Here is a 20,313-nt window from a genome sequence, read left to right as displayed (position 1 = left end):
GGGGCCGAGCGGCGCCGACCGGTCCGGGCCGCACCGGTACGGCTGTTACGCGGGCCGGCCCTTCGGGCGGCGCAGGCCGGCGTCCGTGAGGCGGCGGACGAGTTCCTTGCTGCCTATCTCCACCGCGCCCGCGCGGACCGCGTCCGCGTAGCGGTAGGAGGGCACGTCGTAGTGGTCCCGTTCGAAGGCGCGGGGCGGGCAGCCGATGGCCGCCGCGAACGCGTGCAGTTCCTCGTACGAGACGTCGCTGACCAGGTGCGACCACATGCGTCCGTGTCCCGGCCAGGTGGGCGGGTCGATGTAGACGGTCACGGGCGGAGGACGGGGCCGAGGCCGCCCACCGCAGCCACGCGCACGCCCGCCTCCGAACACACCCAGTGGGGGTCGGGTCCGAGTTCCGGTTCCACGTCCAGGGCGTGCGGATCGCCGTGCCCGCACACCGGGCACAGCGGCCAGCGCCCGTACTTCTCCAGCAGGGCGTCCTGCACGTCCTGGGCGACGAGTCCGGCGAGGTAGCCGACCCCTTCCGGCCACTGCTCCACCCACCACCGGCGGTGCGTGACCGAGGCCTCGACGAGGGAGGCGACATCGACGTCGGCGACCTCACCGGCGGCGAGATCGGCGAGCACAAGTGCGCGGGCGACGTGCAGCGCCTGTTCCAGGGGGGTCGCGTGGTCCATGGGGCCATTGTGACCCCGTACGGCCCAAGTGGCGAAGGTCCTTTCCAGGGCATGACCTTCGGGGTCTTGACGCCTCGCGTGGCCGAAAATAAGTTTCAGACGTGAGCGAGAATGCGGAAGAAACTTTCAGTCCGGTGCCGTCCGGAGCGGAGACGGACGCCACCGGCGACGGAGCCCGGCCCGCACGGGTCGCGGCCGGCGCCCCGCTCGCGCCGGCCCCGTCGGCCTCCGCGCTGCGGGCCCGGGTGCGCGGGCTCGGGCCCTCGATGACGCGGTCCATGCAGGCCGTGGCCGAAACCGTCGCCGCCGACCCCGCCGGCTGCGCCCGGCTCACCGTCTCCGCCCTCGCCGCCCGCACCGGCACCAGCGAGGCCACCGTCGTGCGCACCGCCCGTCTCCTCGGCTACCCCGGATACCGCGACCTGCGCCTCGCGCTGGCCGCCCTCGCCGCGCAGCAGGAGTCCGGGGCCGCACCCGCCGTCACCGTCGACATAGCGGTCGACGACCCCCTCGCCGATGTCGTCGCCAAGCTCGCCCACGAGGAGGCGCAGACCCTCGCCGACACCGCCGCCGGACTCGACCTGGCCCAGCTCGCCGCCGCCGTCACCGCCCTCGCGACCGCCCGGCGCATCGACATCTACGGCATCGGCGCCTCCGCGCTCGTCGGCCAGGACCTCGCCCAGAAGCTGCTGCGCATCGGCCTGATCGCGCACGCCCACAGCGACCCCCACCTCGCCGTCACCAACGCCGTCCAGCTGCGCCCCGGCGACGTGGCCGTCGCGATCACCCACTCCGGCTCCACCGGCGACGTGATCGAACCCCTCCGCACGGCCTTCGAGCGCGGCGCCACCACCGTCGCCCTCACCGGCCGCCCGAACGCCCCCGTCGCGCACTACTCCGACGTGGTCCTGACCACCTCCGCCGCCCGCGAGACCCAGCTGCGCCCGGCCGCCATGTCCAGCCGCACCAGCCAGCTCCTCGTCGTCGACTGCCTCTTCGTCGGCGTGGCGCAGCAGACGTACGAGACCGCCGCCCCGGCCCTCGCCGCCTCGTACGAGGCCCTCGCCCACCGCCACACCGCCCGCTGACACCGCCCGCCGACACCGCCCCGCCGACAGCCCCCGCACCACCAGGAGCCCCGCCCATGACCGCGTACGCCGAACTCCGCGCCCAGCTGGAGACGCTGACCACCGAGGCCTTCCGCCCCGAACTGGCCGAGATCGACCAGCTGTCCACCCTCGAGATCGCCCGCACGATGAACGCCGAAGACGCCACCGTCCCGGCCGCCGTCGCCGCGCGGCTGCCGCTGATCGCCGACGCCATCGACGCGATCGCCGCACGCATGGCCCGGGGCGGCCGCCTGATCTACGCGGGCGCCGGGACGGCGGGCCGGATGGGCGTCCTGGACGCCAGCGAGTGCCCGCCCACCTTCAACACCGACCCGGCCGACGTCGTCGGCCTCATCGCGGGCGGCCCCTCCGCCATGGTCAAGGCCGTGGAAGGCGCCGAGGACTCCAAGGAGCTGGCCGCCGAGGACCTCACCGCCCTCGCGCTGACCGCCGAGGACACCGTCATCGGCATCTCCGCTTCCGGCCGCACCCCGTACGCGATCGGCGCCGTCGAGTTCGCCCGTACCCGCGGCGCGCTCACCGTCGGACTGTCCTGCAACGCGGGCTCCGCGCTCGCCGCGGCCGCCGACCACGGCATCGAGGTCGTCGTCGGCCCCGAACTGCTCACCGGCTCCACCCGCCTGAAGGCGGGCACCGCGCAGAAACTCGTCCTCAACCTCATCTCGACGATCACGATGATCCGGCTCGGGAAGACGTACGGGAACCTGATGGTCGACATGCGCTCCTCGAACGAGAAGCTGCGCGCCCGCGCCCGCCGCATCGTGGCGCTGGCCACCGGCGCGCCCGACGCGGAGATCGAGGCGGCCCTGACCGCGACCGGCGGCGAGGTCAAGCACGCCATCCTCGTCGTCCTCGGCGGCGTCGACGGCCCGCGCGCCGCCGAGCTGCTCGCCGCCTCCGGGGGCCACCTCCGCGCGGCCCTGGCCGAAGCCGAAGCCCCGACCTCCTGAGCCGCTCCAGCCCCGCTGAGCCCGCTTCACCCGCTGAACCCCGCTGTCCCCGTTGCCCCCTCCCGAACAGCAAGGCGACCTGCACATGTCCACTGACAAGAACCGCGCCACAGCCGCCGCGATCCTTCCTCTGGTCGGCGGCCCGGACAACATCGCGTCCATCGCGCACTGCATGACCCGGCTGCGCATCGGCCTGCTGGACCGCTCGCTGGTCGACGACGAGGCCCTGCGCGCGCTGCCCGCGGTCCTGGGCGTGGTCGAGGACGACACGTACCAGATCGTGCTGGGCCCGGGTACGGTCGCCCGCGTCACCCCCGAGTTCGAGGCACTGGTCGCGGAGGGCCGCTCCGGGCCCGCCGCGCACCCGGTCACGGCGGACGAACTGGCCGCGCAGGGAGCCGCGCTGAAGGCGGAGCAGAAGGCCCGCAACGCGACGCCCTTCAAGCTCTTCCTGCGGCGCATCGCGAACATCTTCGTCCCGCTGATCCCCGCCCTCATCGGCTGCGGCATCATCGCCGGGCTGAACGGCGTGCTGACGAACGCGGGCTGGCTGCCCGGCATCGTCCCGGCGCTGGCCGCGATGGCCTCCGGCTTCATGTCGCTGATCGCCGTCTTCGTCGGCTACAACACCGCCAAGGAGTTCGGCGGCACGCCGATCCTGGGCGGCGCGGTCGCCGCGATCATCGTCTTCCCCGGCGTCGCGAAGATCACCGCCTTCGGGATGGAGCTCAAGCCCGGCCAGGGCGGCGTCCTCGGCGCGCTCGCCGCGGCCGTGCTCGCGGTCTACGTCGAGAAGTGGTGCCGCCGGTGGGTGCCGGAGGCGCTGGACGTGCTGGTCACCCCCACCCTGACCGTCCTGATCTCGGGCCTGGCCACCATCTTCGGCCTGATGTTCCTCGCCGGTGAGGCCTCGGCGGCCATCGGTACGTTCGCCAACTGGCTGCTCGCCACCGGCGGCGCCTTCGCGGGCCTGGTCCTCGGCGGACTCTTCCTCCCGCTCGTCATGCTGGGCCTGCACCAGGCCCTCATCCCCATCCACACCACCCTCATCGAACAGTCCGGCTACACGGTCCTGCTGCCCATCCTCGCCATGGCGGGCGCGGGCCAGGTCGGAGCGGCCATCGCCGTCTACTACCGCCTTCCGCGCAACGGCTCGCTGCGCACCACCATCAAGTCCGCGCTCCCGGCCGGCTTCCTGGGCGTGGGCGAGCCGCTGATCTACGGGGTCTCGCTGCCCCTCGGCCGCCCGTTCGTCACCGCCTGCATCGGCGGCGCGGCGGGCGGGGCCTTCGTCGGCCTGTTCAACCAGCTCGGCGTCGCGTTCGGCTCCACGGCCATCGGCCCCTCGGGCTGGGCCCTGTTCCCCCTGCTGGGCGGCACCTCGGGCTGGGGCGCGACCCTGGCCATCTACGCGGGCGGCCTGGTCGTCGGCTACCTGGTGGGCTTCCTCGCCACGTACTTCTTCGGCTTCACCCGCCAGATGCTGACCGACCTGAACACCGACCCGACCCCGCCCCAGACCCCCGACCAGACCCCCACCAGGGAACCGGCCCTGACCTGACCCCGCCCGGGCGTCGGCCGCTACCGGTCGGGATGGACCGCTTGGACCCCGGTGCCTTCGTACGCCTCTGGTGTCAGGGTGAGCAGGTAGCGGCCGGTGGGATACGCCGCGGAGGGCCGGGCCGCGTGAACGGCGTGAGCAGCTGCCCAGGAGTGCCCCGCGTACACCAGCTCGGTCGCGGTGAACGCCGCAGGGACGTCGAAGGGCTCGATCTCGATGAACCGCAGGCCATTGACGTACGCGAGCACCCCGGGGCGCTCACGGTCGGCCGCCGCCAGCGACAGGACCGGGGCGAAGAGCGTGCCGAGGCCTCCGGAGGCCTGTACGTAGAACGCGGCAACGGCCTCGTTGAACGGGTCCTTCGGATCGTGCAGGGCGGCGGCGGCCGTATGGTCCAGGACCACCGCGATCGCGCCCACTACGCGGCCGCCGAGTCCTGCGTGGCGCCCAAGCGCTCCAGCAGGGCACGCGCTTTCGTCTCCGCCTCCGGACTGGGCACGGTCCCCAGGAGCGAGGCGAGCTCGGCGCGTGCCCGGGCAGCCCGCTCCTCGTACTCGGCGTGGGTCGGGCGGCCCTCGGCGAGTTCCTCGACCAGTCCGCGGATCGTGGTGCCCTGTTCGGCCGCCAGGAGGGCCAGGCGGTTACGGGTCGCCTCGCTCACCTTGATGCTCGTTTCATCAGCCATGGCCCGACTCTACTCTCAGTAGAGGTGACGCACATCTGAATGGGCCGCCCGACAACGGTCCGGGGCACACGAGCGGGCGAGCCGCCCGAACCGGCTCAACCAACCGCGCCGCGCAGGAACCGCACCAGGTCGTCGATGGTGTAGCCGAGCTTCGGGCCGCGCTCGGCGGCCATCAGCAGCAGCTGGCCCACGATCTCCGCGCCCCAGCCGTCCGTACCGTCCTGCGACCACTCCCACAGCTTCTCGATGCCGAGGTCGGTCATCAGCAGCCCGTGCTCCTCGCGGACCTCCCGGCAGGTGTCCGCCACGGCGTCCAGCAACCGCGCGCCCGGCCGCTCGCAGCGGAGCCCGAGGTACCCGCCGACGTCCTCGACCGCGCACCCCTCCGGCGGCCCCGCCCTGAGTCCCTCGTACCGGGGATCGTCGAACCCCGGACGGTCCCCGACCGGACAGTGGACCAGCGTGAACCGCTGCCGCCCGGGCGCCGGGGGCGGCGGCGGCCGCCACGCCGTCAGCCCGAAGGCCTCCCGCACCAGCGCCGCCGCCTCGTCCGCCGTCCCGGCGGACCGCGACTCGCGCCGGACCCCGTCGTCCCCGACGGCGGTCCACAACCCGCCGCCGGCCTCGTCGCGTTCCACCCGCACGGAAAGTCCCGTACCCCTGCGCTTCCACCCACCACTGACAAGCGCGGCCTCCAAGGCCGCGAGCTTCCACCCGAGCTCGAAGCCGAACTCCGCGGCCTCCACCGCCTCGCTCACGCACGGCCCCGCTCGTGCAGTACGGCGGCCAGCCGGAGCGCGGTGTCGACGTTGCAGCGGCCGAGGTCGACCAGCGGCAGCCCGTACGTACCGGCCGCGGAGACCTGCTCGACGCCCAGCGAGGGGAACACCACCCCCACCCCGTCCAGCGCCCCCTTCAACTGCCGCACGGCCTCCTCGACCGCGAGCATGCGCTCCTTCGCCGTCATCACCATGACATGTCACCTTTCTACTCTGAGTGCTCGGTTTCTGTACTCAGAGTGGCGACGGGCTCGCTAGCCTTTCAATAACGGGCACCCAGCAACCGCACCTGTTGGACCGGGAGTTGTCATGCCACGAAAGAAACTCGACCCCTCCACCTCACCCCGCGCGATGCTCGGCACCGAGCTGCGCGTCGCCCGCGAGCGGGCCGGCCTCAGTCAGCTCGCCCTGGGGGAGAAGCTCTTCGTGAGCGGCTCGTACGTCGGCCAGATGGAGGCGGGCACCCGCCGGATCACGCTCGAACTCGCCCACGCGATAGACGAGATCCTGAAGACCGACGGCTTCTTCGTCCGCAACTGCGATGCGGGGGCCAAGTCCAAGTACCCCGACCACTTCACGGAGGCCGCCGAGGCGGAGGCGCTGGCGACAGCCATCCGCGAGTTCGCGCCGCTGATCATTCCGGGTCTCTTGCAGACCGAGGCCTACGCGCGCGAGGTGTTCCTCGCGTACCAGCCGACCGCGACGGCGGAGGTCATCGACGACCTCATCGCGAACCGGCTCGCTCGCACGGCCCTGCTCACGGATCCAACAACGCCCCTGTTGTGGGCAGTCCTCGACGAGGCGGTGCTACGACGGGTGGTGGGTGGGCCAGCGGTGATGGCCGAGGCCCTAGGCCACATCGTGACCCTGATCCGAGCCCGGCGGATCATCGTTCAGGTGGTTCCGTTCAGTGCAGGCGCACACGCTGCGCTCGCTGGGACCATCAAACTGATGTCCTTCGAAGACGCTCCCCCACTCGCCTACGTCACAGGCATGGGAACCGGCCGGCTGCTGGACGATCCGGCCACGGTCGCCCACCACACCCTGACCTACGATCTCCTCACGGCCAGCGCACTGTCGCCCACACAATCGCTGGCCTTGATCGAGTCCACGGCGGAGGATTATTCACATGATGAACATGCCTGAATATGACCTGTCGGCGGCTACTTGGCACAAGTCCAGCTATAGCGCAGGCGACGGCGGCGACTGCGTCGAGATGGGCACCTGGCGAAAGTCCACCTACAGCGGCGGCGACGGCGGCAACTGCCTCGAAGTAGCCGACGGCCACCCCCACCTCGTCCCCGTAAGGGACTCCAAGCAGCCCGAAGGCCCGCACGTGGTGTTCCACGCACGGGCCTGGGCGACCTTCCTCGCGGCGCTCTGACCGATCCTGGGTCCGAGGTCCGAGGTCAGAGACCGCTCGTGAACAGGAGCTTGTCGGGGCTGTTGTCGCTGAGGTTCTGCACGACGTCCTCGGTGGCCTCGTTCCTGAGGAAGTTCGCCACCTCCGCCGGGCGGGCATTGGGGTGCGCCGCCTTGTAGAGGGCTGCCACTCCGGTGACGTGCGGGGCGGCCATGGAGGTGCCGTTCATCGACACGAGGCCGCCGCCCAGCTTCGCCGAGAGGATGTCCTGGCCGGGGGCGTAGAGGTCGAGGAGCTCACCCCAGTTGGAGAAGTCGGTCTCCTGGTCGAAGCGGTTGGTCGCGCCGACCGTCACCGCGTTCGGGGTGGAGGCGGGCGAGGCCAGACGGGCGTCCCTGTCGTCGTTGCCCGCCGCGACGACCGGCAGGACGCCCCGGTCGAACAGCGCGGTGGTGGCGGTGTTGACCGGCTCGTACCGGTCCCCACCCACCGAGGCGTTCAGAACGGCCGGCTGCCGGGCGTTCGTCGCCACCCAGTCCAGGCCCGCGATGATCCCCGACCAGGGGCCCCTGCCGTCGCATCCGAGGACCCGGACACTGACCAGGGTCACCTTGTGCGCCACACCGACGTTCGTACCGCCGACCGTGCCGGCGACGTGCGTGCCGTGGCCGTTGCAGTCGGCGCCGTTGCGGCCGTCACCGATCGCGTCGAAGCCGAACACCGCGCGGGTCGTCCCGTTGCGCTCGAGGAACTCGGCGTGCCGGTATTCGATGCCGCTGTCGAGGATGTACGCGGTCACGCCCTGGCCGCTGGTGTTGGGGCTGTACTCGTTGTCGAGCGGCAGGCGGTTCTGGTCGATCCGGTCCAGCCCCCAGGAGTTCGCCGGCGCCTTGGTCGTGACCCCGCTCGCGGGTACCGGCGGGGCGGAGATCTGCGCGTCCTGTGCCACCGCCAGCACGCCGTACGTATGGCGGACGGCCTTGAGCTGCTGCCCGGTGAGCGTGGCGGCGAACCCGTTGAACGCGGCGCGGTAGGTGAACTTCGGCTTCACCCCGGCCTCCTCCGCGAACCTCACCGGGTCGACCCCCTTGGCGAGGGCGACGATGTAGCTGTCGGTGATGGCGTTCGCGGCGGTGACCAGCGGCGCCGGGGTCGGCTCCGGGGCGGCGGCGGTGGCCGTACCGGCCGCCACGGGGGTCAGTGCGATGACGGCGGCGGCGGTGAGGCGCGCGGCGAGCAGACGCATGGAGGGAACTCCCTGGAGTGCGTGTGGACCAGCGTGGATGAGCCGCGTCCGTCAGCGAGGAGAGGTGTCCCGGAAGCGGCCCCCTCCTTCATCGGGTTCCTCCCGGAGAAGACTTGAGCCGCCCGCCTCCGCCTGGCCGATCGGCCGGGAACCCTGCGGGGAGCCGCCCCGGGCGCTGCGGAAAGGATCATTCCCGGCTGTTCTCCGGGGCCGCGCCCCGAAGGCACGGCCCCGACAAGTTCATTCGTATGGGGGACGTGACCCGACGGGTGTTCAGAGGCCGCCGGTGTACAGGAGCTGGTTCGGGCTGGTCTTGCTGACGCTGGTCAGGACGTCCTTGGTGGACTCGCTGTCCAGGAACTCGGCGATGTCCCCCGGGGCCGCGTCGGGGTTCTTGGCCTTGTAGAGCGCGGCGACACCGGCGACGTGCGGGGCGGCCATGGAGGTGCCGTCCTGGGCTACGGAGCCGCCGCCGAGCTTCGCGGAGACGATGGCCTGGCCGGGTGCGTACAGGGAGACACACGTGCCGTAGTTGCTGAAGTCGGTCTCCTCGTCGTACCGGTTGGACGCCGCCACCGACACCACCCTGCTCGCGGAAGCCGGGGAGACGGAGCACGCGTCGACCGAGGAGTTGCCCGCCGCGATGACCGGGAGGACACCCGCGTCCGTCACGGCGTTCGCGGCGTTGTTGACCGCCTCCGACTTGTCGCCGCCCAGGGAGGCGTTCAGAACGGCCGGCTGCTTGGCGTTCTTGGCCACCCAGTCGAGACCGGCGATGATCCCCGAGTACTCCCCCTTGCCGTCGCAGCCGAGGACGCGCACGCTGACCAGGTTCGCCTTCTTCGCGACCCCGTACGTCTTGCCCGCCACCGTGCCCGCCACGTGCGTGCCGTGCCCGTTGCAGTCCGCACCGTTTCGGCCGTCGTTGACGGCGTCGAAGCCGAAGGTAGCGCGGCCTCCGAACTCGTCGTGCGCGTATTCGATGCCGGTGTCGACGACGTACACGTTCACCCCGGCGCCATTGCCCTCCGGGGTGTAGGTGTTGTCGAGCGGCAGTTCCTTCTGGTCGATCCGGTCCTGGCCCCACGAGTTCGAGGGTGCCCGCGTCGCCGACGCGGAGCTCTTCCTCGGCACCGACTGCACCTCGGCGTCCTCCTCGACCGACTTCACGCCCAGGGCGTTGCGGACGAGCGTCAGCTGGAGCGGGGTCAGCGGGACCGCGAAGCCGCTCATGGCCTTCGTGTACACGAACGTCGGCTTCACCCCCAGCCTCTTCGCGACCGCCGCCGCGTCCTGGCCCTTCTCCAGCGTCACGATGTACTGGCCGGGCACCGGATTCTCGGCCTTGAGCAGCGGCGCCGGGGTCGGCTCGGGGGCCGCGGCGAAGGCCGTACCGGCCGCCGCCGGTACGAGGGCGATGAGGGCGGCGGTGGCCACACGTGCGAGCAGGCGCATGAAAGTACTCCCTGACGGGGTGGAAGGTCGGCATGGGTGAGCCGCCCCCGCGGCAACACGTGCTCCCGGGGGCGGCCCTCAGTTGCATCGGTGCCACCTACACGCGGGTTGAACCACCGGCCTACCCGGCCGATCGTGCGGTGCACCCGTCCGCGCACACACGTCGTACGAGCAGCAGAAAGGGTTGTCCTCCTGCGGCGTCAAGGACGCGCCCCGGCCGCCCGGCCCGTCACCGCCCCGGCAAGATCACCCGTCCGGTCCGCCCCCACACCAGCGAGCGCACGCCCGGTGCACCGCCCGTGACCCCGCCTCACCCCCGGACCTCGTTGACCGGCCCCTCCGGCCGTGATGCCCTCACCCCATGCGCAACCGTCTGAGCCGATCCCTGCCCGTCGCCGTCGCCGTACTGGCCGCGGTCGCCGTCTCCCTGCCCGTGTCCGCGGCCGCCGCCGGCCTCGCCGTGTCCGTCTCCGCGTCCGGGCCCGTGCCCCGCGCGGCCGCCGCCGACCACCCCACGTACATCGTCACCGTGTACCCCGGTCTCGACCCGGCCGAAGTCGCCGAGCAGCACGGGATCACCCCGCTGTACGTCTACCGCAGCACCCTGAACGGCTTCGCCGCCAAGCTCTCCCCCGAGCAGGTCGACGCCCTGCGGGCGACCGCCGTCGTGGAGTCGGTCGAGGCGGACGGGCAGGGATCCTCCTTCGGCGCCCCCGCCTGACCAGGCCGTCTCCCCGGCAAATCCCCGGTCCTGCCAGCCGCTTAGGGTGAAGCCGATCAACCCACCGGTTGATCGGGGACCGGGGGGAGACGATGAACAGCGCGACCGAGGTGTTCCAGCCGCTGCGGGCGGACGATCCACCGGCCGTGGCCGGCTACCGGCTCGCGGCCCGGATCGGCGCGGGCGGCATGGGCCGGGTCTACCTGTCCCACACCCAGGGCGGACGCCCGGTGGCCATCAAGGTGGTGCGGCCGGAACTGGCCGAGGACCCGGCGTTCCGGCGGCGGTTCCGCCGGGAGGTGGAGGCGGCCCGCCGGGTGCGCGGGGCGTACACCGCCGAGCTGATCGACGCCGAGGCGGACGGGACGCCGCCCTGGCTGGCCACCCTGTACGTGCCGGGGCCCTCGCTGTCGGAGGCCGTGGCCCGCCGCGGACCGCTGCCGGTGCCCGCGGTGCTGTGGCTGATGGCGGGCGTGGCGGAGGCGCTGCAGAACATCCACGGTGCGGGCATCGTGCACCGGGACCTGAAGCCGTCGAACGTACTGCTGGCCGCCGACGGGCCGCGCGTCATCGACTTCGGCATCTCGCTGGCCTCCGACACCAGCATGGGCACCGCCACCGGCACGGCCATCGGCACGCCCCAGTACATGTCCCCCGAGCAGGCCCAGGCGGGCGAGGTGACGACGGCAAGCGACGTGTTCGCGCTGGGCCAGACCGCGGCGTTCGCCGCGCTGGGCGAGCCGCTGTACGGGGACGGGCCCTCCATGAGCGTGCTGTTCCGGATCGTCCACTCCGAGCCGGACCTGTCCCGGCTCCCGGAGTCGCTGCGCCCGCTGATCGCCCTGTGCCTGGCCGCCGACCCGGCGGACCGGGCCACCCCGGCGGAGATCGTGGCGGCGTGCCGGCAGCGGCTCGGCAAGGACGCCGACGCGGGCGGCGGACCGGCCGTCTGGCGGGAGGTGGCGGGACCGGAGGTGGTGGTCCCGGCTCCGGTCCCGCAGCCCACTTCGGTCCACACCCGGTCGCTGACCCCGCATCCGGCGGCCCCGCATCCGCCGGCTCCCGGGCATATGGACTGGAAGCCGGCGCCCACGGCGCCCCTCACCCCGGAGGAACAGCGCAGGCGCAGGCGGCGTACCGCGCTGACCGCCATCTCCGTGGTGACGGCCTCGGCCCTCCTGGTGATGGGCCTGGCCTGGACGGTCATGGACGCGGCGGACCGGGTGCGCGCACGGGAGGCGGCCGCGGACAGGTCCCCCGGACCGGCGAGCAGTGGCGGCAAGGCGTCCGGCGCGTCCGGAGCCTCCGGATCCGCGTCGGGCACGCCCAGAACCTCGCCCACGCCGACCAAGCCGCCCGCGCCCCACCCGTATCCGATGGTGCGGCTGGGCGAGGAGAACTCGATCGGCATCAAGGAGCCGGTCAAGCGCGACGACCGCGCGGGGGACATCCGCATGGAGTGCGGGAAGACCCAGTGCGATCTGGTGAGCGACGCGAGCGTGTTCACGATGCTGTACGCCCCTCCCGGCAGCGGCAGCCTCGAGAACTGCGGCCTCCTCACCAAGGCGAGCACGCAGCACACGCTCCCGCTGGCCGCGACGGCTCCCGGCACCGAGATCTGCGTCCGGCACCCCTCGGGGGACATCGCGCTGCTGGTGATCCAGATCAAGTCGGTCGTACGGCTGAAGGGCCTGCCCGACTGGATCTCCGCCGATATGACGGTCTGGCGGGCGGCCTGACGGACGGCCCGCCGGACCGCCCGGCGGCCCGTCCGTCGGACGGCGTGACGGCGTGACGGCGTGACCGCGTGACCGCCGCGGTCCTACCGGCCGCCGCCCGCCGGGGCCCGGACCGTCGTGCGGACCGGGTCCCAGCACTGGACCCCGCGCAGGCCCGGGATCCGGTCGCGGGTGAACACCGGGTCCAGACCCGCCCGGCGCTGGGCGAGGTAGTCGTCGAGCAGCCGGAAGGCGATCGCCGACAGCGGGAGGATCGCGAGCAGGTTGACCAGCGCCATGAAGCCCATGAAGACGTCCGCGAGGTTCCACACCACCGACACCGAGCCCAGCGAGCCGAGCACGACCGCCGCCAGGACCAGCGCGCGGTAGCCGGGCAGCACCCACCGCCTGCGGGTGATGAACTGGATGTTGGTCTCGCCGTAGTAGTAGTTCCCGATCATGCTGCTGAAGGCGAGCATGAAGACGACGACCGTCAGCACGTGCCCCGCCCAGCCGCCGAGCGTGTCGCCGAGCGCGGTCTGCGTGAGGTCCGCGCCCTGCCGTCCGGCGAGTTCCGGGCTGGTGACGAGCACGATGAAGGCGGTCATCGTGCACACGAGCAGCGTGTCGAAGAAGACGCCCAGGGCCTGGACGAGGCCCTGCTTGACCGGGTGCGAGACCTCGGCCGCCGCGCCCGCGTTCGGGGCCGAGCCGAGGCCCGCCTCGTTGGAGAACATGCCGCGCCGGATGCCCTGCTGGATCGCCGCGCCGACGCCGCCGGCCGCCAGCTCGCGCCATCCGAAGGCGCCGCCCACGATGTCCGCGAGGACCCGGGGCAGCTCCGTGACGTTCAGCAGCACGACCGCCGCGCCCAGCAGCAGGTAGACCACGGCCATCACCGGGACCAGGACGGTGGTCACCGAGGCGATCCGCTTGACCCCGCCGAAGACCGCCAGCCCCAGCAGCGCGGCGAGCAGCACGCCCGTCGCCGGCCCGAACCACTCCGAGCCCGTCTCCGGGAGCGATCCGCCCGCCACGGCCGTGATCGTGTTGGCCTGCACGGCGTTGAAGACGAAGCCGAAGGTGACGGTGATCGTCACCGCGAACAGCACGCCGAGCCAGCGCTTGCCGAGCGCGCGCTGCATGTAATAGGCGGGGCCGCCCCGGTATGCGCCGCTCGCGTCCCGGACCTTGTACAGCTGGGCGAGCGCCGACTCCACGAAGGCGGAGGCCGCACCGATGAGCGCCATCATCCACATCCAGAAGACGGCGCCCGCGCCGCCCAGGGTGATGGCGGTGGCCACACCGGCGATGTTGCCGGTGCCGACCCGGGCGGCCGCGGAGATGGTGAACGCGCCGAACGACGACACCTGCTTGCGTCCGTCGGCGCGCGGCGGGGTCTTCTCCTTCACCACCCGGAACATCTCCGGGAGCAGGCGCAGCTGGGCACCCCGGGACCGGATCGTGAAGTAGAGGCCGGCTCCCACCACCAGCGGGATCAGCAGGTACGTCCAGAAGTGGTCGTTGACCGTGACGATCAGGGAGTCGAGGGTGTCCATCCCCGAAGTCTTCCGAGGCGGAAGGCCCCTGGACAGGGACGTTGGTCCACTCCGGGCGGGCCCGAAGGCCTGTGTCGGCGCGGCCGGGTTCAGCGCCGGTACACGCGCAGCCGCGAGACCTCGTAGGCCATTTCCGTCACGCCCGGGCCGGGTGCCGGGTGGTAGCGGCCCGCCGACACGGACAGGTTCACGATGAGGTACGCCCACCAGGACCGGCCCACGCCCTTGCGGTCGGCGTACACGCGGGCGCCGTTGACCCACCAGACGACCGAGTTCCTGCCGAACTCGACCTTGAGGTCGACCCAGGCCCCTGGCCGGACCGACGGGTCGCGGTGGTAGCGGTGGCCCTCGCGGACGTGGTTCGAGAACTCCAGCAGGTCGGGGTTGTCGGGGTGGTACTCGAAGACGTCGATCTCCTGGCCGCCGTCCCGCCAGGTCCAGATCGCGGGCCAGGCCCCCACCTCCACGGGCAGTTTGACCCGCGCCTCCAGCACGTCGCCGGTGCGCAGCGCGAACTCCTCGTCGCTGCCCTCGGTGGTGAGCAGGCCGGTGTCCCAGTTCCCGTCGGGGCGGGGCGTCGCCCGGAAGACGCCGCCGCGGCCGTAGGCGGGGTCGGCGACGAGGTGGTCGAGCTTGTTGTCGCCCGGGTTGGTGGGGCCGCCGTCGGGATAGGCCCAGGAACGGCCGGCGACCCATTGGGTGGTGGAGGCGAAGTCGGCGGTGAAGACGGGGGTGCGGCGGGGCGCGGGCAGCAGCGGTCCGCGATCGTCCCCACCGCCCGGGGCGAGGCGGCGCGTCAGGCGCCGCAGCCAGGCGAGCGTGTCCGTGACCATGGGGACGTTCTGCCCCGGCCGGCGCGGGTCACGCACGCGTTCTCGCTCGGAGTAATCACATGAACACGCTCAGCGAGCAGTGGGTGCCGTTGCCGTTCCGCGGGCGGCCTCGATGAAGGCGCGGATCAGCTCCGGGGACTTCACCCCGCGCTCCCGCTCCACTCCGCTGGAGACGTCCACGCCCCAGGCGCCGGTGGTCTCGACGGCTTCGCGGACGTTGGCCGGGGTGAGCCCGCCCGCGAGCAGCCAGCGCCCTTCGGGCGGGGTGAACTCCGCGGAGCCCCAGTTCCACGGCATGCCGGAGCCGGGGTCGGGGGCGTCGAGCAGCAGCAGGTCCTCGCCGAGTTCCCCGCAGCGCGCGACCTGACGCGCGGTGGCCCGGATCAGGGTCCGGCCGGGCGCGCGCAGTTCCTCGTAGTACTCCGGTCCTTCGTCCCCGTGGAGCTGTACGGCGCGCACCCCGCTCTCCTCGGTGAGCCGCCGCACCTCGTCGAGCGGCTGGCCGCGGTACACCCCGACGGTGAGCACCCCGTCGGGCACCCGTGCGGCCAGTGCGCGCGCGGTGGCGGCGTCGACGGTACGGGGGCTGCCGGGGGCGAAGACGAAGCCGACGGCCCGGGCTCCGGCGCCGACGGCCACGTCGACGTCCTGCGCGGTGCGCAGCCCGCAGATCTTGATGAACGGTTCCGTCATACCGGTAGTCAACCTCAGAATGGCCGGATGGACGACAACGGGGTGGAGATCATCACAGGGGGTCCGGATGCCGGACTCGACGAGCGGCTGAGCAAGGAGCTGGACGCCTTCAACCAGGCGGCGACGCCGGGACAGGAGCAGTCCGAGTTCACCGTGCGGATCACGGACGCGGACGGCGCGCTCGTCGCCGGACTGAGCGGCTGGAGCTGGGGCGACCGGGCGGGCATCGGGATGACCTGGGTACGGGAGGACAGCCGGGGCGGCGGCTGGGGCGGCAGGCTGCTGGCCGCGGCGGAGGCGGAGGCGCGCCGCCGGGGCTGCGCGAGCATCCTGGTCTCGTCCTTCACCTTCCAGGCGCCGGCTTTCTACGCCCGGCACGGCTATGTGGAGACGGCCCGGGTGCCGGGCTTCCCGGGCGGCCACGAGGACGTGTACTTCCTCAAGCAGCTCCAGCGGGTGTCTGACGGAGGTCCGTGAACGCCCGAGGGCGGCACCCCCGCGGGGGTGCCGCCCTCGTTCGAGAACAGCCGATCAGCCAGGGGCCGATCAGAAGTCCATGTCACCACCCGGCATGCCGCCGCCCGCGGGGGCACCGGCCTTCTCGGGCTTGTCGGCGATGACGGCCTCGGTCGTCAGGAACAGCGCGGCGATCGACGCGGCGTTCTGCAGCGCGGAGCGCGTGACCTTCGCCGGGTCGATGATGCCCTCGGCGATCATGTCGACGTACTCGCCGGTCGCGGCGTTCAGGCCCCAGCCGATCTGCAGGTTGCGGACCTTCTCGACGACGACGCCACCCTCGAGACCACCGTTGACGGCGATCTGCTTGAGCGGGGCCTCGAGGGCCAGGCGCACGGCGTTGGCGCCGGTCGCCTCGTCGCCCGTGAGCTCGAGCTTCTCGAAGACCGCGGAGGCCTGGAGCAGGGCCACGCCGCCACCGGCGACGATGCCCTCCTCGACGGCCGCCTTCGCGTTGCGAACGGCGTCCTCGATGCGGTGCTTGCGCTCCTTGAGCTCGACCTCGGTCGCGGCGCCGGCCTTGATGACGGCCACGCCGCCGGCCAGCTTCGCGAGGCGCTCCTGGAGCTTCTCGCGGTCGTAGTCCGAGTCGGAGTTCTCGATCTCGGCGCGGATCTGGTTGACGCGGCCCTGGACCTGGTCGCTGTCACCGGCACCGTCGACGATGGTGGTCTCGTCCTTGGTGATGACGACCTTGCGGGCGCGGCCGAGCAGGTCGAGACCGGCGTTCTCGAGCTTGAGGCCGACCTCCTCGGAGATGACCGTGCCACCGGTGAGGATGGCGATGTCGCCGAGCATGGCCTTGCGGCGGTCGCCGAAGCCCGGGGCCTTGACGGCGACGGACTTGAAGGTGCCGCGGATCTTGTTGACGACCAGGGTCGACAGGGCCTCGCCCTCGACGTCCTCGGCGATGATCAGCAGCGGCTTGCCGGACTGCATGACCTTCTCCAGGAGCGGCAGCAGGTCCTTGACCGAGCCGATCTTGGAGTTGACGATCAGGATGTACGGGTCGTCGAGCGACGCCTCCATACGCTCCATGTCGGTGGCGAAGTACGCCGAGATGTAGCCCTTGTCGAAGCGCATGCCCTCGGTGAGCTCGAGCTCCAGACCGAAGGTCTGCGACTCCTCGACGGTGATGACGCCTTCCTTGCCGACCTTGTCCATGGCCTCGGCGATGAGCTCGCCGATCTGGGTGTCGGCGGCGGAGATGGAGGCCGTCGAAGCGATCTGCTCCTTGGTCTCGACATCCTTCGCCTGCTCGAGCAGGGCGCCCGAGACGGCCTCGACGGCCTTCTCGATGCCACGCTTGAGGGCCATCGGGTTGGCGCCGGCCGCCACGTTGCGCAGGCCCTCGCGGACGAGCGCCTGGGCGAGCACGGTGGCGGTGGTCGTACCGTCGCCGGCGACGTCGTCCGTCTTCTTGGCGACTTCCTTGACCAGCTCGGCGCCGATCTTCTCGTACGGGTCCTCGAGCTCGATCTCCTTGGCGATGGAGACACCATCGTTGGTGATCGTGGGGGCGCCCCACTTCTTCTCAAGGACGACGTTGCGACCCTTGGGGCCAAGGGTGACCTTGACGGCGTCGGCGAGCTGGTTCATCCCACGCTCGAGACCGCGCCGGGCCTCCTCGTCGAACGCAATGATCTTGGCCATCTGAAGTGGTCCTCCCGGACAGCGGTGGATTGCTCCCAGGACCGCGCCCGCGCCCGCGACGGACGGCCTGCGTGCCCGGCGGTTCCTTCCCGCCGGACGCTGCGGGCCTCACCGACCCGGTCCTCGTTTCAGTAGCACTCTCACGTGGAGAGTGCTAACGCCAATGATTAGCACTCGACCCCCGCGAGTGCAAGCGGCTTGGGGGAACACCCCGGTGAACGCACCGGAGACACGCGAGGGGCCCACATCCCGTGTCCGGGATGTGGGCCCCTCCTGTACGCGTGGGCGGTCGATCGCGCCGGGACTAGCCGAGTGCGAGCTTGACCATGTCCGCCTGCGGACCCTTCTGGCCCTGCGAGATCTCGAACTCGACCCGCTGACCCTCTTCAAGGGTGCGGTACCCGTCCATCTGGATGGCGCTGTAGTGGACGAACACATCCGCACCACCGTCGACCGCGATGAAGCCGTAGCCCTTCTCCGCGTTGAACCACTTGACGGTGCCCTGAGCCATGCCTAACTCCCCTATTACTGGCCCTTGCGCAGGAACGCACTTCGCGGTCCCGGGTCATCACTTGCGTCGGAACGCGTCGACCGAGGCTGAATGTATCCGCGCCGGTGCTGTCTGCAACAGGTCAATCCGACGAGAATTCTGGACACGGGGAAACATAGAAATAGAGTGAAAATCTGGCATATTCCAGGGCAACTCGGGCCCGGCATATCTCGCCAATGCCCCATACCGCGCTTGCACATTGACCCGATGTCGACCCTGACGCGAGCCGTTCATATGCGCCCGGCATGAGCAGCGGAGGGGACTTCCCCAACTCTACCGCGCCCAATCAAACAGAATTACCCCCTCCGCTTATTAACGGAGGGGGTAATTACGGTTTCGCGTGTCAGCCGCCGGCGACGGCGGGAATGATGGAGACGCCCGCGCCGTCCGGCGTCGCCGCCTGCAGCCCGCCCTCGAAGCGCACGTCGTCGTCGTTCACGTAGACGTTGACGAAGCGGCGCAGCTTGCCCTGGTCGTCCAGGACGCGCGCGGCGATGCCCGGGTGGTTCTTCTCCAGGGACTCGATGACCTCGGCCAGGGTGGCACCCTCGGCCGGGACCTCGGCCTGACCGCCGGTGTAGGTGCGCAGGATGGTGGGGATGCGGACGTTGACGCTCATGGCGCTACTGCCTTTCCGGTAGTACGGGGAGGGAGGGTCAGGCGAGGCCGGCGGCGCGGAACGCGTCCAGGCTCGGGCGGATGGTGGCGGTCTGCCCGCTGTCCGCGGCCACCGCCTCCAGGGTCTTGAGGCCGTCGCCGGTGTTCAGGATGACGGTGGTCAGCGTCGGGTCGAGCTGCCCGTTCTCGATGAGCTTCTTCGTGACGCCGACGGTCACGCCGCCCGCGGTCTCGGCGAAGATGCCCTCGGTCTGCGCGAGGGTCTTGATGGCCTCGACGACCTGCTCGTCGTTGACGTCCTCGACGAAGCCGCCGGTGCGCCGCGCGATGTCCAGGACGTACGGGCCGTCCGCCGGGTTGCCGATCGCCAGGGACTTGGCGATGGTGTTCGGCTTCTGCGGCCGGACCACGTCGTGACCGGCCTTGAAGGCGGAGGAGACCGGGGAGCAGCCCTCGGCCTGGGCGCCGAAGATCTTGTACGGCTTGTCCTCGACGAGACCGAGCTTGATCAGCTCCTGCAGACCCTTGTCGATCTTCGTCAGCTGCGAGCCGGACGCGATCGGGATGACGATCTGGTCGGGCAGCTGCCAGCCGAGCTGCTCGCAGATCTCGTACGCCAGGGTCTTGGAGCCCTCGCCGTAGTACGGGCGCAGGTTGACGTTGACGAAGCCCCAGCCCTCGCCCAGCGGGTCGCCGATGAGCTCGGAGCAGAAGCGGTTCACGTCGTCGTAGTTGCCCTCGATGCCCACGAGGTCGCCGCCGTAGACACCGGCCATGACGACCTTGCCCTGCTCCAGGTCGTGCGGGATGAACACGCAGGAGCGGAAGCCGGCCCGGGCGGCCGCGGCGCCGACGGCGCCGGCCAGGTTGCCGGTGGAGGAGCAGGACAGGGTGGTGAAGCCGAAGGCGCGGGCCGCCTCGACGGCGATGGCCACGACGCGGTCCTTGAAGGAGTGCGTCGGGTTGCCGGAGTCGTCCTTGACGTACAGCTTGCCGGTGACGCCGAGCTCCTTGGCCAGGTTGGCCGCGTCCACGAGCTTGGTGAAGCCCGGGTTCAGGCTGGGCTTGGAGGCCACGTCCGCGGGGACCGGCAGCAGCGGCGCGTAGCGCCAGATGTTGTTCGGACCGGCCTCGATCGCGGCGCGCAGGGCTTCGGGGTCACCGGTCGGGAGGTCGTAGGCGACTTCCAGAGGTCCGAAGCACTCGGCGCACGCGAAGATGGGTCCGAGTTCGAAACGGGTACCGCACTCGCGACAGGAAAGCGCGGTGGCGGGTCCGAGATCGACAGAGGTGGAAGCAGTCTGTGCAGCCATGATGGCGAGGCCCTTTCTCCTCATCTTCCCCATGGCGCACTTCGCCATGAGACGGAATTGGCACCTTCCCTAGCCGGGGCCCCGCAGGATGCGTGTCGCATCGCGAGAACCGACTGGAGGGTTGCCGGGGCTTCAACGGGCCGTGTCCCTCTGCCCCTCTGGATGAGCGGTATGGCACCGGCACACGCGCTCTATGGCGCGCCGGTGCGTTTGTACGCGAGGCCCCCCGGCATGCGGCGGTCCTGCGCGTTGTTCAAGACTGTAACCGAAGGTCCGAACGGTTGAGACAG

The 20,313-nt window shown here is 71.3% G+C and carries 23 protein-coding genes and 1 riboswitch; of the genes, 8 read left to right on the top strand and 15 right to left on the bottom strand.

Annotation, left to right across the window (positions count from 1 at the left end; genetic code table 11):
* Positions 1-45: 45 nt before the first annotated feature.
* Together ACTVZO_RS23855 and ACTVZO_RS23850 are read right to left on the bottom strand one after the other, a co-directional pair.
* On the bottom strand, positions 46-312 hold the full coding sequence (locus ACTVZO_RS23855; RefSeq protein ID WP_443300319.1) for a DUF4031 domain-containing protein: 267 nt from the start codon (positions 310-312) through the stop codon (positions 46-48).
* The gene (locus ACTVZO_RS23850; protein WP_443300318.1) at positions 309-680 is read right to left on the bottom strand and encodes a hypothetical protein; all 372 of its coding nucleotides are present in this window, start codon (positions 678-680) and stop codon (positions 309-311) included. Before ACTVZO_RS23850 ends, ACTVZO_RS23855 begins: the two co-directional genes overlap by 4 nt.
* A gap of 233 nt (positions 681-913) precedes the next feature.
* On the opposite strand from ACTVZO_RS23850, the gene ACTVZO_RS23845 reads away from it, so the two are divergent.
* The 3 genes from ACTVZO_RS23845 to ACTVZO_RS23835 all read left to right on the top strand — a co-directional run bounded on the left by ACTVZO_RS23845 (position 914) and on the right by ACTVZO_RS23835 (position 4,321).
* The gene (locus ACTVZO_RS23845; RefSeq protein WP_443303253.1) at positions 914-1,768 is read left to right on the top strand and encodes a MurR/RpiR family transcriptional regulator; all 855 of its coding nucleotides are present in this window, start codon (positions 914-916) and stop codon (positions 1,766-1,768) included.
* A gap of 56 nt (positions 1,769-1,824) precedes the next feature.
* Positions 1,825-2,760: an N-acetylmuramic acid 6-phosphate etherase gene (murQ, locus tag ACTVZO_RS23840; RefSeq protein WP_443300317.1), complete on the top strand. Its 936-nt coding sequence runs from the start codon at positions 1,825-1,827 to the stop codon at positions 2,758-2,760.
* Between the two features lie 85 nt (positions 2,761-2,845).
* On the top strand, positions 2,846-4,321 hold the full coding sequence (locus tag ACTVZO_RS23835) for a PTS transporter subunit EIIC (protein ID WP_443300316.1): 1,476 nt from the start codon (positions 2,846-2,848) through the stop codon (positions 4,319-4,321).
* 20 nt (positions 4,322-4,341) lie between these two features.
* Here ACTVZO_RS23835 and ACTVZO_RS23830 read toward each other — a convergent pair whose 3' ends face one another.
* From ACTVZO_RS23830 to ACTVZO_RS23815, 4 genes are all read right to left on the bottom strand, one after another.
* The gene (locus ACTVZO_RS23830; RefSeq protein ID WP_443300315.1) at positions 4,342-4,740 is read right to left on the bottom strand and encodes a hypothetical protein; all 399 of its coding nucleotides are present in this window, start codon (positions 4,738-4,740) and stop codon (positions 4,342-4,344) included.
* Positions 4,740-5,006: a hypothetical protein gene (locus tag ACTVZO_RS23825; protein ID WP_443300314.1), complete on the bottom strand. Its 267-nt coding sequence runs from the start codon at positions 5,004-5,006 to the stop codon at positions 4,740-4,742. The genes ACTVZO_RS23830 and ACTVZO_RS23825 overlap by 1 nt, the downstream gene beginning before the upstream one ends.
* A gap of 95 nt (positions 5,007-5,101) precedes the next feature.
* Complete coding sequence (locus ACTVZO_RS23820; RefSeq protein WP_443300313.1) at positions 5,102-5,764, bottom strand: hypothetical protein; 663 nt, start codon at positions 5,762-5,764, stop codon at positions 5,102-5,104.
* A complete protein-coding gene (locus tag ACTVZO_RS23815) occupies positions 5,761-5,979 on the bottom strand; it encodes a hypothetical protein (protein WP_443300312.1) in 219 nt (72 codons plus the stop codon). Before ACTVZO_RS23815 ends, ACTVZO_RS23820 begins: the two co-directional genes overlap by 4 nt.
* Positions 5,980-6,094: 115 nt before the next feature.
* Here ACTVZO_RS23815 and ACTVZO_RS23810 point away from each other — a divergent pair, with 115 nt between their 5' ends.
* Both ACTVZO_RS23810 and ACTVZO_RS23805 read left to right on the top strand, forming a co-directional pair.
* Positions 6,095-6,931 carry a helix-turn-helix domain-containing protein gene (locus tag ACTVZO_RS23810; RefSeq protein WP_443300311.1) on the top strand — a complete coding sequence of 279 codons (837 nt, stop codon included), beginning with the start codon at positions 6,095-6,097 and terminating at the stop codon, positions 6,929-6,931.
* Positions 6,915-7,169: a DUF397 domain-containing protein gene (locus tag ACTVZO_RS23805; RefSeq protein ID WP_443300310.1), complete on the top strand. Its 255-nt coding sequence runs from the start codon at positions 6,915-6,917 to the stop codon at positions 7,167-7,169. Before ACTVZO_RS23810 ends, ACTVZO_RS23805 begins: the two co-directional genes overlap by 17 nt.
* A 25-nt stretch (positions 7,170-7,194) precedes the next feature.
* Here the strand turns inward: ACTVZO_RS23805 and ACTVZO_RS23800 are convergent, their stop codons facing one another.
* Positions 7,195-8,394 (bottom strand): S8 family peptidase, encoded by a 1,200-nt coding sequence (locus ACTVZO_RS23800; protein WP_443300309.1) that lies wholly within the window; start codon positions 8,392-8,394, stop codon positions 7,195-7,197.
* A 273-nt stretch (positions 8,395-8,667) separates the two neighbouring features.
* A complete protein-coding gene (locus ACTVZO_RS23795) occupies positions 8,668-9,849 on the bottom strand; it encodes a S8 family serine peptidase (RefSeq protein WP_443300308.1) in 1,182 nt (393 codons plus the stop codon).
* Positions 9,850-10,210: 361 nt separating this feature from the next.
* Here ACTVZO_RS23795 and ACTVZO_RS23790 point away from each other — a divergent pair, with 361 nt between their 5' ends.
* The gene (locus ACTVZO_RS23790) at positions 10,211-10,570 is read left to right on the top strand and encodes a protease inhibitor I9 family protein (protein WP_443300307.1); all 360 of its coding nucleotides are present in this window, start codon (positions 10,211-10,213) and stop codon (positions 10,568-10,570) included.
* A gap of 92 nt (positions 10,571-10,662) precedes the next feature.
* On the top strand, positions 10,663-12,309 hold the full coding sequence (locus ACTVZO_RS23785; RefSeq protein ID WP_443300306.1) for a serine/threonine-protein kinase: 1,647 nt from the start codon (positions 10,663-10,665) through the stop codon (positions 12,307-12,309).
* 83 nt (positions 12,310-12,392) lie between these two features.
* On the opposite strand, the gene ACTVZO_RS23780 is transcribed toward ACTVZO_RS23785, so the two are convergent.
* The 3 genes from ACTVZO_RS23780 to ACTVZO_RS23770 form a co-directional block, all read right to left on the bottom strand.
* A complete protein-coding gene (locus ACTVZO_RS23780) occupies positions 12,393-13,847 on the bottom strand; it encodes an alanine/glycine:cation symporter family protein (RefSeq protein WP_443300305.1) in 1,455 nt (484 codons plus the stop codon).
* Positions 13,848-13,936: 89 nt separating this feature from the next.
* A complete protein-coding gene (locus tag ACTVZO_RS23775) occupies positions 13,937-14,680 on the bottom strand; it encodes a beta-glucanase (RefSeq protein ID WP_443300304.1) in 744 nt (247 codons plus the stop codon).
* A 69-nt stretch (positions 14,681-14,749) separates the two neighbouring features.
* A complete protein-coding gene (locus ACTVZO_RS23770; protein WP_443300303.1) occupies positions 14,750-15,373 on the bottom strand; it encodes a phosphoribosylanthranilate isomerase in 624 nt (207 codons plus the stop codon).
* A gap of 27 nt (positions 15,374-15,400) precedes the next feature.
* On the opposite strand from ACTVZO_RS23770, the gene ACTVZO_RS23765 reads away from it, so the two are divergent.
* Entirely contained in the window at positions 15,401-15,850 is a 450-nt protein-coding gene (locus ACTVZO_RS23765; protein ID WP_443300302.1) for a GNAT family N-acetyltransferase, read from the top strand.
* Positions 15,851-15,919: 69 nt separating this feature from the next.
* Here ACTVZO_RS23765 and groL read toward each other — a convergent pair whose 3' ends face one another.
* The 4 genes from groL to thrC all read right to left on the bottom strand — a co-directional run bounded on the left by groL (position 15,920) and on the right by thrC (position 20,047).
* A complete protein-coding gene (gene groL / locus ACTVZO_RS23760; RefSeq protein WP_069921331.1) occupies positions 15,920-17,542 on the bottom strand; it encodes a chaperonin GroEL in 1,623 nt (540 codons plus the stop codon).
* 304 nt (positions 17,543-17,846) lie between these two features.
* Positions 17,847-18,053 carry a cold-shock protein gene (locus ACTVZO_RS23755; protein WP_030009783.1) on the bottom strand — a complete coding sequence of 69 codons (207 nt, stop codon included), beginning with the start codon at positions 18,051-18,053 and terminating at the stop codon, positions 17,847-17,849.
* Between the two features lie 382 nt (positions 18,054-18,435).
* Positions 18,436-18,711, bottom strand: coding sequence for a MoaD/ThiS family protein (locus ACTVZO_RS23750; RefSeq protein WP_069921330.1), 276 nt, complete (start codon positions 18,709-18,711; stop codon positions 18,436-18,438).
* Positions 18,712-18,748: 37 nt separating this feature from the next.
* The gene (thrC, locus tag ACTVZO_RS23745; RefSeq protein ID WP_443300301.1) at positions 18,749-20,047 is read right to left on the bottom strand and encodes a threonine synthase; all 1,299 of its coding nucleotides are present in this window, start codon (positions 20,045-20,047) and stop codon (positions 18,749-18,751) included.
* Positions 20,041-20,192, bottom strand: a riboswitch (SAM riboswitch). Its footprint overlaps the gene before it by 7 nt.
* Positions 20,193-20,313: the final 121 nt, after the last annotated feature.

This window comes from Streptomyces sp. IBSNAI002 (assembly GCF_052244475.1).
Taxonomy (GTDB): Bacteria; Actinomycetota; Actinomycetes; order Streptomycetales; family Streptomycetaceae; genus Streptomyces.
The sequence above is the reverse complement of the archived record's forward strand: the minus strand, read 5'-3'. Positions and strand labels throughout refer to the sequence as shown.